This window comes from Bradyrhizobium elkanii WSM2783 (genome assembly GCF_000472865.1).
GTDB classification, from domain to species: Bacteria; Pseudomonadota; Alphaproteobacteria; order Rhizobiales; family Xanthobacteraceae; genus Bradyrhizobium; species Bradyrhizobium elkanii_A.
Map to the genome: position 1 here is coordinate 1 of NZ_AXAP01000054.1, position 14,723 is coordinate 14,723.

The window sequence follows — 14,723 nt, forward strand, 5'->3', positions numbered from 1 at the left end:
CCCTGGGATGGTCGACGGGCAGCGGTTGCCGGAAGCACGATCACTTTCGCTCCGACTTTCACCCGCTCATAAAGGTCCACGACGTCCTCATTGGTCAGCCGGATACAGCCGGACGAAACCCGCTTCCCGATCGTATCGGGCTTGTTGGTGCCGTGAATTCTATATTCGGTCTCGCCCAGATACATCGCCCGAGCGCCGAGCGGGTTGCCGGGACCGCCTGCCATAAACCGCGGCAGATAAGGCTGACGCACAAGCATCTCTGCCGGCGGACGCCAATCCGGCCATTCCGTCTTACGGGCCACAGTCTGCTCGCCTGACCATGTGAAGCCTTCGCGGCCAACACCGATGCCGTAGCGCAACGCTTGCGTGTCGCTCAGAACGAAATACAGGAATGTGTTCTTGGTATCGATGATCACGGTGCCCGGCGTCTGGTGGCTGGCGTAGTCAACTACCTGCCGAACAAATGCTCCGGGACCGTCAGCAGCTTTTGGTGGTTCGACCAGAGGCGCCGGGACCGAAATCGGAGCCGGAGCTGGCGCTGATGCATGAACTGGAGTTGACACGTGAACCGGAGTTGACGATGCCAGGGCTTGGGGCGCGGACGGCTTCCGTATCGGTTGCACGCTCGTCGGGCGAGACAGCAAGCTGTATCCCAATGCGGCGACGGCCACGGCGCCAACTGCAACTCTCGCGGCCATTGGTAGTGCGAGCGCTTCTGCCTTTCCACGTTTGGCCCGCTTACTCATATCTTTCCCCCGGTCACCATGCCCGGAAGAGGTACCCAGCAAAATTTAAGAAACTTCGAAGCGATTTCGCTCAGGCTGGAACCGTTAGCGGTGGTTAACGCCGAACTCTTGTTCGGCAACATAAAAATTGGGAGTGACGCTCGATATCAATTTGGCGACATGGACGACGCACGTCACATTGCGGAACGAGTCGAAGTCTGAATTGCCCGGCCGAGCGGACACGCTCCGCTCTTTGGTTAACAGCGGCTTCGGGTCAAAGCGCGACGTCCCCCACTCCGTATGCGTCAGTCTACTTAGCCTGTCCAGAAAACCATAGGCCTCACTTCGACGCTCTAGTTTCACGCAAACATCTTTATCGCCGACTTCCTTTGATCGCTATGGGTCACAAGCGGCGGTAGAAACTCGCGCGAGCGAGTTTCCGGACTACCCGTGAGAGCGGACCTGCGAGATCGGGCGCCAGGATATCATCGTCATTGCGCTGGGATTGCTCAGCGCCGCCGCCTACATCATCCAGTACCGCCTGCTGCACTAGACCAATGCGCCATAATATTGCGTCATTCGCTCAACATCGTTCCGACTCGCGGGGAGCTGCTCATGTGGAAGGAACAAGCATGCGACGCTTTCTATTCATCATCGGGCTTCTTGCCGCGCTGATCATTTCCCCCGTCACCCAAGCCCAAATCATAAGCATTACGATCGCCCCACCGGAGCTTCCGGTCTATGAGCAACCGCCGCTTCCAGCACCTGGGTACATTTGGACGCCCGGCTATTGGGCTTACAGCACGGACGGTTATTACTGGGTTCCGGGCACCTGGGTGGAGCCGCCGGCCGTCGGCCTGTTGTGGACACCCGGTTACTGGGCCTGGCGTGACGGTGTTTACGCATGGAACACCGGTTATTGGGGGCCGCGTGTCGGCTTCTACGGTGGCGTCAACTATGGTTTCGGCTATGGCGGCGTCGGCTATGAAGGCGGCCACTGGGACAATGGCGTGCTGGCTTACAACCGCACCATCAATAATTTCGGCAGTGTCAACGTCACCAACGTCTATAGCAAGACCGTGATCAACAACAACATCACGCGTGTCAGTTTCAACGGCGGCAGTGGTGGGATCACGTCTCAGCCGACGGCGCAAGAGCAAGTGGCTGCGCAGGATCACCACGTTGCTCCTGCGCCCGCGCAGATCCAGCAGCAGCACCTGGCGAGCACGAACAGAGCGCTGCTCGCCTCCGAGAACCACGGCCGCCCGGCAATCGCAGCGACAGCCAAGCCCGGCGAGTTCACCGGCAAGGGTGTTGTCGCCGCACGGGAAGCCAAGCCGGGACCCGCGCCGCTGCCGCAGCCGGTCGCTCCCAAAGCGCCTGCGAACAATGCGGTCGCCAACAAGCCGCTCGAGAGCAAGCCTCTTGCGGCCGCCCCACCCGGCAATAAGCCTGTTGCGAACGATCCTCCCGCCGCGAACAAGTCACGTGAAAACAAGGCATCTGTTGGCTCGGAGCATGCTGCGCCGACCAACGGAGCGCTGCCCAAGCCGCCGAATGCGGCGGTCAGACCGGAAGCAAAGCCTCTGAATGCCGCAGCGAAGCCGGCAAATGTCGCAGCGAAACCGGTCGCCGCCCCACCGGCGCCAAAACCCGGCGCCGTTGCCGCGGCCCCGAAGCCGCCCCAGCATCCATCCGCTGCTCCAGCGCCACATCGAGTTGCCGCCGCGTCGCATCCGGCGTCGCGCCCCGCGCCCCACCCGCCGGCTGCAAAGCGGAATGTCTCGCCGCATAACGAGGCGCATTAGACCATGACCCGATTAGGCGGATTCGGATCATGTTCTCATCTCTTTGTTTGAGCATGATCCAGCGCTCGAGACTCGAATTCCCCGGTCGCCTTTCGCCATCCAACCGCTAAGCGCGTGTCAACGCTTCGCGCACGTTGACACGTTCCCCGCCTGGCTTGCTGACATAAAGATGGCTCTCCAGGACGGATTGCATGTTCTCGAACATCGAATAGAGATCGTCGCAATATACCGACGGATTGTCGTAACCATTTGCGTTGGAAAAACGATGCGGAAGATAGCCCCCTCCGCAAGCGTTCATGAACTTGCACTGCCGGCATTTCTCGCAAAGATTGATTGAGGCGTCGCGCGCCGCTTTCCAGCGCGGCTCGTTCCTGACCTCGTCGATCGCATGATCGAAGATGTTGAACCTGGTCCGCGTGAAGCCGTCGCCCGCGATGCGGAGCACATCGTGGGCCTCCACGGTGCCATCGGTCATCACGGTGCAAAGCTCGATCGGCTTGTGGCCGACGCCTTCGGTCGGCGAATTGTTGCCAAGCAGGGCAGTGATCATGTCGGAAATGATGCGGATATTGGCGGTCGGCGCCGTGCGATTTGCCGTCAACCACAAGTCGAACAGTCCGTTGTAGAACGACGCAATGGATGGCGGCTTCTCGTCCACCGTCGCATCGGGGATCATGATGTCGTAGTTCGCAATTCCGCACGCGGCGAAAAACGCGACATACTGCTCCGGGGGATAAGCGGGATTGCAGACAGCCAAAGCGCTTACGCCGATGTCGCGTGATACCAGCTTGCGGGCGGCGCGCTCCACCGCCGCGTGGGTGCCCGTACCTTGAAACGTGCGACGGTGAATGTCGTGAATATGTTCGGGTCCATCGAGACTGATCGCAACCGAGATGTTGCGCGTCTCGAAGCAGTCCAGCCATTGATCATCGATCAACACGCCATTGGTCGTGACCGCGATGGGAATGTCGCAACCGGTTCGCGATGAAATGCGCTCGCAGCCCTCGGCAAAATGGTGGAAATTCTCGACACCCCAGAGCAAGGGCTCGCCGCCGTGCAGAACGATGGGAAAATCGACGAGGGAGTATCGCGCGACGTGTTCTTCGATGCGCTGCAACAATTGATGTAGCACGCCGGTGCTCATCAGCTTGGGCTTGTCGTAGACGGCCGCGTCGCGAAACCAGTAGCAATAGGAGCAGTCGATGTTGCATCGCGCTGCCACCTTGACCAGCAACTGCGTGATCGGCTGATCCTGGAAGGCGACAGGATTTGAATCGTCAAACAACATGCCGATGCCGGTATGCGCCTGAAAAAATTGCGATTAGCTAGTATCCCCGAACAAAGCCCCCTCTGCGGAACGCGCCCGCTCCCGGAGCGTACGCGCCTCTGCGGAAGGCACCTGCCCCTGGAGCGTATCCGGCCCTGCGAAAGACACCCGCATGCGGCCCTCGGCCAAAGCCTCGCCTGAAATAAACTTGATTTACAACGGGTTGGTCGGGAATAACCGCGGGTTGGTCGGAGCTAAGTCCTTCCGTCGAACTCTGCTCGCGCAGTTCGTTCAGCAGCGCGTCGATACCTGGATGATCGCTCTGAATTGTCGCGCCCGGCCCGTGCAACTGCAGGAGGCTCGCCAAAACCTTCAGCGTGGTAATCGCCATGGTCGTGCTCCTCTTCGCGATGCAGTTCAAGATCGAACGAAAGACCGGTGATTTGCCTCAACCGGATGAGCAGCGGACAGTATATACCTTTTCTATTGCAGCGGAAATGTGGTGGGGCCGAGGTAGCGCTCTTTGCCACACAATGCTTTCAGGAAATTCCGACCGTTGACGGTCGGGATGAAGTTCGAAGCGGCGCGTCGGCGCAAATTTGCAGCAGGAGATCAATACACAAGCCGCAGGGAAACACGGAAATGAGCGATTGGTTGCACAACCTTTCAGTGCTCTGGATGGCACTCACCATTTTCGCCTTTACCTACCTTCTGGCGATCTTAGTTTTCGTAGGCGTTACAATACTATCGACCAAGGGCCGAACAGCTTCATTCAAGTCGGTCTCTCCCGGCATGTTGCCTGTACTAGGCATCATATTCGGCCTGTTTGTTGCCTTCACCGCGTCGCAGGTCTGGAGTGATAGTGATCGCGCCAGCTCGGCGGTAAGCCGCGAAGCCAGTTCGCTGCGAGCGGTTATCCTTCTCGCCGGCGGTTTGCCCGCAGAGCAGGAGACGCGCCTGCGCAGCCTCGTTCGTGAGTACGTCGAGCAAACAGTAGCGGTCGAATGGCCAATGATGGCGCGCAAAACTGCTTCGCTAACGGTGGATCCCCCCGCTCTCGCCCAGGTGCTGCAGCTCGTCGTCTCGATCTCGGCGCAAGGTGCAGGCCAGCAGACGGCGCAACGCGAAATCATCACAGCCTTGCAGTCCGCGCTGGACGCCCGAAGACAACGGATCATCGTCAGCCAGTCAGAAGTCAATTCGGTCAAGTGGTTGTGCCTCTACCTGCAGGCGATATGCGAGTTGCTGGTGATCGCCCTCGTTCACTGCGATAATAGGTTGGGATCAGCAATCGCGATGTGGCTGTTCGCGACCGGAGCGGCAACCTCGGTTTTGCTGATTGCCACTCATGATCGGCCATTCACGGGTCAGATTTCGATAGGGCCCGCGCCGTTGCTGCAAATCATGCCCGAAAAGACGGCAAGCTGATATGTGTCGGGTTGCACCGACACTTTTGGGCGGCTGACAGCCATCCATCTTGAACCAGTGACCGCGGCTGCGATGCGCGCATGGCAGAAGGACGTTCCCGGTGCGTTGTAAGTACTCGCGAGAGGACGAATAATGCTCATCATTGAATCGCTTCAGGGAAGGTACGATTGTCGCTTGTCGTTGAGGAGACCAAACAGTTCGGCGTGAAGCGCGCGGCATTTGCCGCCACGATCGGCAACATGCTCGAATTCTATGATTTCATCACCTACAGCTTCTTCGCGATACAGATCGGCCACACCTTCTTCCCTGTGCAAGGCGAGTATGGCAGCCTGATGCTGTCGCTTGCGACCTTCGGCGCGGGTTTCATCACGCGCCCGATCGGCGGGATCGTGCTTGGCATCTATTCCGACCGTGTCGGCCGGCGGCCGGCAATGCTGCTCAGCTTTGCGTTGATGGGGAGCGCGATCCTGGCGATCTCGATCACCCCATCCTACAACGCCATCGGCCTTGCGGCGCCGATCATTGTGATCGTGGCGCGCTTGGTGCAGGGATTTGCGCTCGGCGGCGAGGTCGGGCCGACCACGGCCTATCTCCTGGAGATCGCCCCGCCGGAACGTCGGGCGCTGGTGGTCTCGTGGCAGCCGACAAGCCAGCAGATCGCCGCCACCACCGGCGCGCTGGTCGGCTTCATTCTGAGCAGGACGATGACGCCAGAGGCGCTGGATTCCTACGGCTGGCGCGTGGCGTTCCTGATCGGCGCCATCTGCCTGCCGTTCGGGCTCTGGATGCGCCGGACGCTGCCGGAGACGATCCCGCAAGGCGAAAGCGGCGCCCGGCGCATCGAGAGCTCGAGCCATCTCGCGCTGGCGCGCCGGCACATTCGCCTGATCGCACTGGCGCTGATGATCTTGGCGAGCGGCACGATTTCGACCTATGTGACGCAATACATGACGACCTATGCGCAGAACACGCTCCATGTGGCGCCGTCTCTGGCCTTTGCGACGTCGCTTGTCAGCAATGGTCTTGGGATCGCGGGCGCGTTGCTGGGAGGCTGGCTGGCCGACTTGCTGGGTCGCAAGCCGGTCATGATCTATCCGCAGCTCGTCACGCTCGCGCTGACCTATCCGATCTTCCTGTGGATCGCCGGTGCACCCGGCGCGTGGTCGCTGTTGTTCGGCTTCGGCGCGCTATCGCTGATCGGATCGCTGCCGTTCACGGCTTTCTATGCGACCTTCACCGAGGCGCTGCCCCAACAGATCCGCGGCGGCGTATTCGCCACCGTCTACGCGGTTGCAATCGCAAGCTTCGGCGGCACCGCGCAGCTCGTGGTCACGTGGCTGCTGCATATTTCAGGAGATCCGCTGGCGCCCGCCTGGTACCTCCTGCTCGCCGCCGTCGTCGGACTGATTGCGATGAGCCTGATGCCCGAGACGGCACCGGTGAAAGTGCAGGCTGGTGCACCAGCCCGTAGCCCGGGTGGAGCGAATGCGTAACCCGCGACGTCGGCATCCGCGACTACGGGCAGTCCCGGGTTGCGCTGCGCTTCACCCGGGCTACGGAGCAGGCCCCCTTTGATTGATCGACGGATCAGCTCTGCGAGTGGCGCGCCATGAAGTTGTCATAGCCGACTTCGGCGACCTGGAACCATTGATAGCCGTTGCTGGTATAGGCTGTCAGCGATTCATAGACCTTCTTGAAATTGGCGTTGCTGGCCGCGACTTCGGCGTGCAGCTCCTTTGCCGCCTTGAAGCTTGCTTCCATGATCGCAGGCGAGAAGGCGTGCAGCTTGGCGCCGCCCGCGAGCAGCTTCTTCAGCGCGGTCGGGTTCACGGTGTCGTACTTCGCCATCATCCAGTTGTTGGCCTGGTGGCCGGCCTGCTCGAGGATGGCCTGATAGTATTTCGGCAACGCATTCCACTTCTCGAGATTGACGAAGACCAGCAGCATCGGGCCGCCCTCCCACCATCCCGGATAGTAGTAATGCGGCGCGACCTTCTGCAGGCCGAGCTTCTCGTCATCGTAAGGGCCGACCCATTCGGCTGCGTCGATCGTGCCTTTCTCAAGCGCCGGGTAGATGTCGCCGCCGGCGATCTGCTGCGGAACGCAACCGAGCTTCTCCATGACGCGCCCGGCGAAACCGCCGATGCGGAATTTCAATCCTTTCAGATCATCGACGGTGTTGATCTCCTTGCGGAACCAGCCGCCCATCTGGCAGGTCGTGTTGCCGGCAAGCAGCGAGGTGACGTTGTAGCCCTTATAGAACTCGTTCAGGAGCTCCTTGCCGCCGCCCATCATGTACCAGGCCTGATTGAGCCGCGCGTTCGGCCCGAACGGCACCGATGAGCCGAAGGTGAAGGTCGGATCCTTGCCGAAATAGTAGTAAGAGGCGGTGTGGCCCATCTCGACCGTGCCGCTCTGCACGGCGTCCAGCACCTGCAGGCCCGGCACGATCTCGCCAGCGGCAAAAGTCTGGATCTGGAATTTGTTGTCGGTGGCCTCGCCGACGACCTTGGCCATGATCTCGGCTGCGCCATGCAGCGTATCGAGCGATTTCGGCCAGCTCGTCGTCATCCGCCATTTCAGCTCCGGCATCGACTGCGCGATGGCCGGCGCGGCGAGCGTGGCGGCACCGGCGGCACCGATGCCGGCGACTTTGATGAAGTCCCGTCGTTTCATGTCGTTTCCTCCCTTTGAATATGTGTCATCGGCCTTCGTACCGAGGCCTGAGGGCAGCATGGAACATCCCCTTCCCGATTGCCATCGCCAACGTTCGCCGCAGCGCTCAAAAAAAGCTTGGTCCGGGCCGTCCGTCTCGTGGGCGTGTGGATTACGAACGCAACAAAGATCCGATCTGCTGCAATCGTCTGGTAGCGCGGGTATCCAAATCTCTCCCATCCGACGCAATCGGCGGCCTGCCGTCGACAGGCTCGCCATCGCCGCTTCCGATCGATGGGAAACAAGCCATGTCCTACAATTTCCTGGTGGCCACCTGGGGAGACCACGGCCATCTCGGACCGACCCTGACAGCGGCGCAGCAATTGCGTGCAAGGGGTCATGTCGTTCGTTTCATCGCGCGTGCGGACGCGCGCGCGTCAGTCGAGACGGCGGGCTTCGGCTTCGCGACCTGGCAACGGACGCCTCACGTTTCGCCTATTGGGCAGGCCACCGCCCCCCTTCAGTACGCCTGCGATCACCTGCTGTTTGGGCCAGCCGCCGCGCAAGGTGCGGATGTCCGCGACGAAATCCGGCGCGCCACGACTGACGCTGTGTTGACCGATATGCCTCTGTTCGGCGCCGTGCTCGCCGCGGAGGCCGAACATATTCCCTGTGCCCTGCTCTCGCCCACCATCAGCATACGACCTCTCCCAGGGCAGCCACCAATTGGCAGTTGTTTGCCCGCGCCGCGTACGCCGGAAGACCGTGTCGCCGTCGAGGCGGCAAGCAACCGGTTCGCTGCTCTCATGAACGAATGGCTGCCGATGCTGAACGAGGCGCGGGCGAGCCTGCAGCTTGCTCCTTGGGCTGATGTGATGGAGTTGTTCGACCGACCGGCGCGGCTCCTGATAGCGGTAAGCGCGGCGTTTGACTTTGCCCCCGACGTCCTCCCCAGCAATGTCAGGTACATCGGGCCGCTCCTGGATTCCTCGAATTGGTCGAAGCCATGGATCTCTCCCTGGTCCCAAGGGGATCGTCCGCGCGTGCTGATCTCTTCCAGCACGACCAATCAGGATCAGACCGAGGCGCTGCAACGCACGATCAACGCGGCAGGACGCGTCGATGTGGATGCGGTTGCAACGCTCGGACCTGCTCTGGACCACATCACCCTGCAGGCGCCGGACAATGTCACGCTGCTGCCGAGCGCCCCGCATGATGCGGCCATGAAGGAAGCCTCGCTGGTCGTGAGCCATGGTGGCCATGGCACGACGAGCCGTGCACTCGCGCATGGCCTGCCGCTGCTGGTCATGCCGTTCGGCCGCGATCAGGGCGACATTGCCGCGCGTGTGGAAGCCTGCGGCGCGGGGTTGGTCTTGCCGCCGACCGCCACGGAAGCGGAAATTGCCGCCGCGATGACGCGCCTGATCCGCGAGCCGCAATTCCTGATCGCTGCCCGACGGTTCAAGGACATCATCGCCGCCGAAGTCAGCGCAGCTCCGCTTGTTAGAGAACTGGAAGAAATCGTTCGAGCTGCAGCGAACGCCTGAATCCGGGACATCCGTATTCACACCGCAAAAAAGCCCGGCCCCCACGAGGGGACCGGGCGGTGCATCTACTATTTAAAACCCGATCAGCCGCGGGTGCGCGAGCGGATCATGAAGCTGTCGTAGGTGTATTCGGCGACCTGCCACCACAGATATTCGTCGGAGCGGTAGGCCTGCATTGCGTCGATCGACTTCTTGAAGTCGGGGTTCTTGGCGGAGATTTCGCTCCACAGCTCGTTGGTCGCCTTCAGGCAGGCTTCCAGCACCTCGTTGGTGAACGGACGGAGCTGCGTGCCGCCGGCAACCAGCCGCTTCAGCGCCGTCGGGTTTTGCAGGTCATACCGCGCGGCCATCCAGCTATTGGCATTCGCGGCCCCGTTGGTGAGGATTGCCTGATAGTTCTTCGGCAGCGCATTCCACTTCTCGAGGTTGACGAATGCGTGGACGGTCGGGCCGCCTTCCCAGAAGCCCGGATAGTAGTAGTACTTTGCGACCTTCTGGAAGCCGAGCTTCTCGTCGTCATAGGGGCCGACCCATTCGGCGGCGTCGATGGTGCCCTTCTCCAACGCCGGATAGATGTCGCCGCCGGCGAGCTGCTGCGGCACCACACCGACCTTCTGCAGGACCTGGCCGGCGATGCCGCCGATGCGGAATTTGAGGCCGGAGAGGTCGGCGACCGTCTTGATCTCCTTGCGGAACCAGCCGCCCATCTGAGTGCCGGTGTTGCCGCAAGGCAAACCGATCACGTTGAACTTCTTGAAGAACTCATTGCCGAGCTGCTCGCCGCCGCCCTGGTACCACCAGGAGTTCTGCTGCCGCGCATTGAGGCCGAACGGGACCGAGGCGTAGATCGCAAACGTCGGGTCCTTGCCGACATAATAATAGGCCACCGTATGCGACATCTCGACGGTACCTGTCGACGTCGAGTCCAGCGCCTGCAGGCCCGGCGCGATCTCGCCCGCCGCGAACACCTGGATCTGGAATTTGTTGTCGGTCATCTCGGCGACGTATTTCGACAACTGCTCAGCACCGCCATAGATCGTGTCCAGCGACTTCGGGAAGCTCGAGGTCAAGCGCCACTTGATTTCGGGAGAAGACTGCGCAATCGCCGGCGCGGCAACCGCAGTCGCGGCCGCACCGGCCGCAGAAACTTTCAAAAAGTCACGACGCTTCATCTTAAGTCATCTCCTTGCGGGGCGTTTCCCTTTTGTCCCCAAAACATCTCCTCCGGGCGGGCGAATCCTCAGGCTCCGGGGGCGCTCTGGCGGGGCCGTTTAACACGGATGGCCGCCCGCGGAAACGCGACATTGGCATGACGGGACTGGACGAAAGTCGCAAGACGCGAGGCGAAATATCGGGTGGAAAGGACTGTCAAGCCGCGGCGATCACGCCCCGGAGCTGGTCGCGGACCTTGGTCCCGATTGCGCGGTAAATCGCCGCGTGCGGCCCGTCCGGCTCGCTATCCACCACCGGATTGCCGGAATCCGAGGTGGTGCGGATCGCCATATGGAGGGGAATTTCGCCCAGGAACGGTACCCCCAGCCGCTCGGCCTCATGCCGGGCGCCGCCATGGCCGAAAATGTCCGACCGCGTGCCGCAATGCGGGCACTGGAAATAGCTCATGTTCTCGACAATGCCGAGCACGGGCACGTTAACCTTCCTGAACATGGCGAGCCCGCGCCGCGCATCGATCAGGGACAGGTCCTGCGGGGTCGAGATGATGACGGCGCCCTTGAGCGGCACGTTCTGCGCCAGCGTGAGCTGCGCGTCGCCTGTGCCGGGCGGCATGTCGACCACCAGCACATCGAGCGTACCCCAGGCGACGTCGCGCAGCATTTGCGTGATCGCCGACATCACCATCGGCCCACGCCAGATCATCGCGGTGTCTTCCTCGACCAGGAAGCCGATCGACATGATCGAGAGCCCGAAGCGGGAGATCGGGATCATCTTCTTGTCGTCGTTGAGCGCGGGCTTCTCGCGGATCCCGGTCAGCCGCGGCACCGAGGGGCCGTAGATGTCGGCATCGAGCAAGCCGACGCGCAAGCCGAGATCACGCAAGCCGAGCGCGAGGTTGAGCGCGGTGGTCGACTTGCCGACACCGCCCTTGCCCGAGGCCACTGCGATGACGGCGGCGATCCCGGGGATTTCGGCCTGCCGCGACATCGGCGACGGCGCGCCTTGCGGCGGCCGATGCGTCGAGGCCGGCGCGATGCCGCCATGGCGGTGCGGCTGCGGCGGAGCCGCCGTGCCAGGCTTGCGCTCAGCGGTCAGCGCGATCATGGCGGCGGTGACGCCGGGGATGGCGCGCACGGCGCTCTCGGCCTGCGCGCGCACGCTTTCCCAGGCGCGCGCCTCCGCGGCATCGACATTGATCGAAAAGAACACCTTGCCGTCGCTGACCGTGATCGGCGACAGCACGTTGGCATTGGTCAAGGCGACGCCGCGCGGCGATGTTACCCCGGCCAATTTCTCCAGAACCTGTTGCTGCGTCACGCTCACAGCCGCTCTCCTGCCGAATATCCACATGGTGAAGTCACAGATATGACGGATCGGCAAGAAAGGGTAGTTGCGTCAGCACAATAGATTCCGCGGTTCACACCGCGCGTCCGAACGGTTCCTACCTGCCGCCGACGTCGTCAGCGCGCTCGGCCGGCGCTGCGGCGCCCTGTTCCTTGGCGACCTCGTAATTCAGCTCGATCATCACGCCGTTAGGATCGTGCACAAAGATCTGCCAGAGGTCGCCGCCCGGAACCTGCCGGGAATCGAATTTCATGCCCTTGGACTGAAGGCGCTGCTGCATTGCCGTGAAACCGCGGCTGACGAAGGCGACATGATGGACCACGCCGGAGTCGGGCTTTTGCGGCTCGTCGGTCGGGGAAATGTCCACGAGGTGAACCACCGGTTTGCCCTCGCTGTACATCCAGGCGCCGGGAAAGGCGAAATTCGGCCGGGCGCCCTTCTCCAGGCCCAAAACATCCTCATAGAACTTGACGGTTTCGGCGAGTTTCCGGGTGCGGATGTTGAAATGATCGAGCACGCCCACACTTGCGCCCGCCTCTCTTCCATTCATGTCTCACTCCCATTTTTGTGAGGTTCGTTGGTGGGTTATGATAACACAAAACCGCTAGATCATGATCCGATTGGACAGAATCGGATCATGATCTCATCTCTTTGTTGGAGCATGATCTTTTCGGAAAACCGGTTTCCACTTTTCCGGATCATGCTCTAATGCCGGCCAAACGAGCCGTTGCCCTCTGCGGCGCAGCGTTTATGGTGCGGCCCTCCCGCCTGAAAAACACCGTCCGGCCCGTGCAATGTCGCCGGCAAATCCCAAGGTCACTAGAAGAAACAAGGTAGCAGACATGGCTAAAGTCGCTTTTCTCGGTCTCGGCGTGATGGGTTTCCCCATGGCAGGACATCTCGTGAAAAAGGGGGGCCACGAGGTGACGGTGTACAATCGGACGCAGGCGAAGGCGCAGGCCTGGGTCGAGAAATTCGGCGGCCGCGCGGCGCCGACGCCGAAAGCCGCGGCCGAAGGCCAGGATTTCGTGATGTGCTGCGTCGGCAATGACAACGACCTGCGCGCGGTCACGATCGGCCCGGACGGCGCATTCGCCGGCATGAAGAAGGGCGCGACCTTCGTCGACCACACCACCGCTTCCGCCGAAGTCGCGCGCGAGCTCAATGCCGCCGCCGAGAAGGCCGGATTCAAATTCGTCGATGCACCGGTCTCCGGCGGACAGGCCGGTGCCGAGAACGGCGTGCTGACGGTAATGTGCGGCGGCAAGGAAGACGCCTATGCCGGCGCCGAGCCGGTCATCGCGGCCTATGCGCGGATGTGCAAGCTGCTCGGACCGGCAGGCTCCGGCCAGCTCACCAAGATGGTCAACCAGATCTGCATCGCCGGCCTGGTGCAGGGCCTTTCCGAAGGCATCCATTTCGCCAAGAAGTCAGGCCTCGACGTGGCCAGCGTGATCGAGGTGATCTCGAAGGGCGCGGCGCAATCCTGGCAGATGGAGAACCGCTACAAGACCATGAACGACGGCAAGTACGATTTCGGCTTCGCGGTCGAATGGATGCGCAAGGATCTCTCGATCTGCATCGCGGAAGCGCGACGCAACGGCGCCAACCTGCCGGTGAGCGCGCTGGTCGATCAGTTCTACGCCGAAGTCGAGAAGATGGGCGGCAAGCGCTGGGACACGTCGAGCCTGCTGGCGCGGTTGGAGCGCTAACGGCGCGCATGCTGCGCTCCTTCCCCTGAAGCTGGACTCCTTTCCCCCCTCAAAGGGGGAAGGCTGGGATGGGGGGTCAAGCCGCGCACACCAGCGTTGGAGCGACAGCGGGGATTGGGATTATAGGCAATGAGATTGCTCATATCCCAGCTATGGAGCAGTCAACTCTGTTCGACTTATCGCAGCAGATAGTCCCTGACATGGATGACGCGGGGATGGCGCAGTGCTGTCTTGTTCCAGACGAGATAGATCGTATTGTCTGGCCCCGGTCGCGCTGTCGGTAGTTCAACCAGATGACCGACGGTCAGCGCTTCGGCGCAGAGGTAGTCCGGCAACACGGTCCACCCTGTTCCAGCCTGGGCCATGCCGCTCAGGACGCGCAGGTCTGGAGCCGTTACCACCGCCTGCATGTCGGGCGTCTTGCCGAACACCTGCTCGAAGAAGGGCCGCAGCAGCGGCAGTGTCTCGTCATAGGCGATGCAGGGTAGTCCGCACAGAAACTCGGTCGTGACGGTGCGGGCCTTGGTGCGCTCAGCCAAGACCGGCGCGGCGACGAGCAACAATCGCTCCCGGCCCAATTCCGCGAACCCATGCACGCTGCCGTTCGGCGGCGAGGCCGTGACGGCGAGATCGGCATGGCCCTCGTCGAGCGCCGCATAGATGCGTTCCCGGTTGCCGGTCTGGATGCGCAACCGCAGGCCCTCGCGGACGAGCGGCGCCAGAGCGGGACCGATACGGGCAGAAAGATATTCGGCAGGGCCGACCAGATGCACCGTGCCGCTCAGATGGGTGGAGCGGGCCTGTGCCGCCCCCATGGTTGTCTCGATCCCGTCCAGATGAGCCGCGATCGAGCGGGCGAGATCGTCGGCAGCCGACGTGGGCGCGACGCCGCGTGCCTGGCGGACGAAAAGGAGCTTGCCCAGCATTTCTTCCAGCGCGGCGATATGCGCGGACGCCGATGGCTGGGTGATGCCGAGCCGCTGCGCCGCGCGGGTCAGCGATCCGGCGCGATAAGTGTCGAGGAAGGTGCGCAGATAGATGAGGTGGTTCATGATTGTTAAGCC

The 14,723-nt window shown here is 61.9% G+C and carries 12 protein-coding genes; 5 read left to right on the plus strand and 7 right to left on the minus strand.

The window, feature by feature from the left end:
- Positions 1-746: L,D-transpeptidase (locus YY7_RS0133580; protein WP_028167039.1), on the minus strand; the 746-nt coding region annotated here is incomplete at its 3' end.
- A 611-nt stretch (positions 747-1,357) separates the two neighbouring features.
- Here YY7_RS0133580 and YY7_RS64535 point away from each other — a divergent pair.
- Positions 1,358-2,533, plus strand: a complete 1,176-nt coding sequence (locus YY7_RS64535; RefSeq protein WP_051397055.1) for a YXWGXW repeat-containing protein — start codon at positions 1,358-1,360, stop codon at positions 2,531-2,533.
- A 106-nt stretch (positions 2,534-2,639) separates the two neighbouring features.
- On the opposite strand, the gene YY7_RS0133595 is transcribed toward YY7_RS64535, so the two are convergent.
- Complete coding sequence (locus YY7_RS0133595; protein WP_028167041.1) at positions 2,640-3,821, minus strand: radical SAM protein; 1,182 nt, start codon at positions 3,819-3,821, stop codon at positions 2,640-2,642.
- A gap of 621 nt (positions 3,822-4,442) precedes the next feature.
- Between YY7_RS0133595 and YY7_RS0133605 the strand changes: the two genes are divergently transcribed.
- Both YY7_RS0133605 and YY7_RS0133610 read left to right on the plus strand, forming a co-directional pair.
- Entirely contained in the window at positions 4,443-5,228 is a 786-nt protein-coding gene (locus tag YY7_RS0133605; protein WP_028167043.1) for a DUF4239 domain-containing protein, read from the plus strand.
- 239 nt (positions 5,229-5,467) lie between these two features.
- Entirely contained in the window at positions 5,468-6,721 is a 1,254-nt protein-coding gene (locus tag YY7_RS0133610; RefSeq protein ID WP_433994543.1) for an MFS transporter, read from the plus strand.
- Positions 6,722-6,815: 94 nt separating this feature from the next.
- Here the strand turns inward: YY7_RS0133610 and YY7_RS0133615 are convergent, their stop codons facing one another.
- On the minus strand, positions 6,816-7,904 hold the full coding sequence (locus YY7_RS0133615) for a TRAP transporter substrate-binding protein (RefSeq protein ID WP_028167045.1): 1,089 nt from the start codon (positions 7,902-7,904) through the stop codon (positions 6,816-6,818).
- A 287-nt stretch (positions 7,905-8,191) separates the two neighbouring features.
- Between YY7_RS0133615 and YY7_RS0133620 the strand changes: the two genes are divergently transcribed.
- Positions 8,192-9,430, plus strand: a complete 1,239-nt coding sequence (locus YY7_RS0133620; protein WP_028167046.1) for a glycosyltransferase — start codon at positions 8,192-8,194, stop codon at positions 9,428-9,430.
- Between the two features lie 83 nt (positions 9,431-9,513).
- On the opposite strand, the gene YY7_RS0133625 is transcribed toward YY7_RS0133620, so the two are convergent.
- The 3 genes from YY7_RS0133625 to YY7_RS0133635 all read right to left on the minus strand — a co-directional run bounded on the left by YY7_RS0133625 (position 9,514) and on the right by YY7_RS0133635 (position 12,497).
- Entirely contained in the window at positions 9,514-10,602 is a 1,089-nt protein-coding gene (locus YY7_RS0133625; RefSeq protein ID WP_028167047.1) for a TRAP transporter substrate-binding protein, read from the minus strand.
- A 196-nt stretch (positions 10,603-10,798) separates the two neighbouring features.
- Complete coding sequence (locus YY7_RS0133630; RefSeq protein WP_028167048.1) at positions 10,799-11,926, minus strand: Mrp/NBP35 family ATP-binding protein; 1,128 nt, start codon at positions 11,924-11,926, stop codon at positions 10,799-10,801.
- A 118-nt stretch (positions 11,927-12,044) separates the two neighbouring features.
- Positions 12,045-12,497 carry a VOC family protein gene (locus YY7_RS0133635; protein WP_028167049.1) on the minus strand — a complete coding sequence of 151 codons (453 nt, stop codon included), beginning with the start codon at positions 12,495-12,497 and terminating at the stop codon, positions 12,045-12,047.
- A gap of 292 nt (positions 12,498-12,789) precedes the next feature.
- Here YY7_RS0133635 and YY7_RS0133640 point away from each other — a divergent pair, with 292 nt between their 5' ends.
- The gene (locus YY7_RS0133640; RefSeq protein WP_028167050.1) at positions 12,790-13,659 is read left to right on the plus strand and encodes an NAD(P)-dependent oxidoreductase; all 870 of its coding nucleotides are present in this window, start codon (positions 12,790-12,792) and stop codon (positions 13,657-13,659) included.
- 176 nt (positions 13,660-13,835) lie between these two features.
- On the opposite strand, the gene YY7_RS0133645 is transcribed toward YY7_RS0133640, so the two are convergent.
- The gene (locus YY7_RS0133645; protein WP_028167051.1) at positions 13,836-14,711 is read right to left on the minus strand and encodes a LysR family transcriptional regulator; all 876 of its coding nucleotides are present in this window, start codon (positions 14,709-14,711) and stop codon (positions 13,836-13,838) included.
- Positions 14,712-14,723 lie beyond the last annotated feature (12 nt).